Below are 540 nucleotides of genomic sequence, written 5' to 3'. Positions count from 1 at the left end.
GATCATCCCGACGTTACTACTTTGCTGCACGAAACCCGCAGCGTTTTGGATGCTGTCGGTAATGCGGCGGCTCTTAATGTTCCAGTTTGCCATGTGCGCCACTGCTTCTTCCCAGCGGTATTGGAACTGGCTTTGAGCACTCAACATTTTCACCGTTTCTAAGCCTGCCAAGCTCTCAATCAGGTTGGCGTATTTTTGAGAAGCCAGACGTGAGCCTTCCTCGATAGAACGGCGTAGAGGGCCTTGGATGAGCAGTGAGTGGATAATCAGAATGAGAACACCTACCATCGGCACAAATACCAAATTGCCCGCCATCAACCAAATGATGATTAAAAACAGAATCGCAAATGGTAGGTCGATCAACGCGCTGACGGTAGCGGAAGTGAAGAATTCGCGGATGGATTCAAACTCCTGCAAGTGACGTGCAAATGCACCCACTGACGGCGGTTTGGATTCCATTCGAATCCCCATTACTTTGCTAAACAGTTTAGAGGAGATCAGAATATCCGACTTTTTACCCGCCACATCGATGAAGTAGTT

The 540-nt window shown here is 48.5% G+C and carries 1 protein-coding gene; it reads right to left on the bottom strand.

Going from position 1 to position 540, the window contains the following annotated elements; translation table 11 throughout:
- A partial coding sequence (locus R7E78_RS29875) for an ABC transporter transmembrane domain-containing protein (RefSeq protein WP_318059111.1) occupies nucleotides 1–540 on the bottom strand: 540 nt, incomplete at both ends.

The sequence above is a fragment of the Vibrio sp. YT-19(2023) genome (genome assembly GCF_033337395.1).
This window is presented reverse-complemented; position numbering and strand designations above follow the sequence as displayed.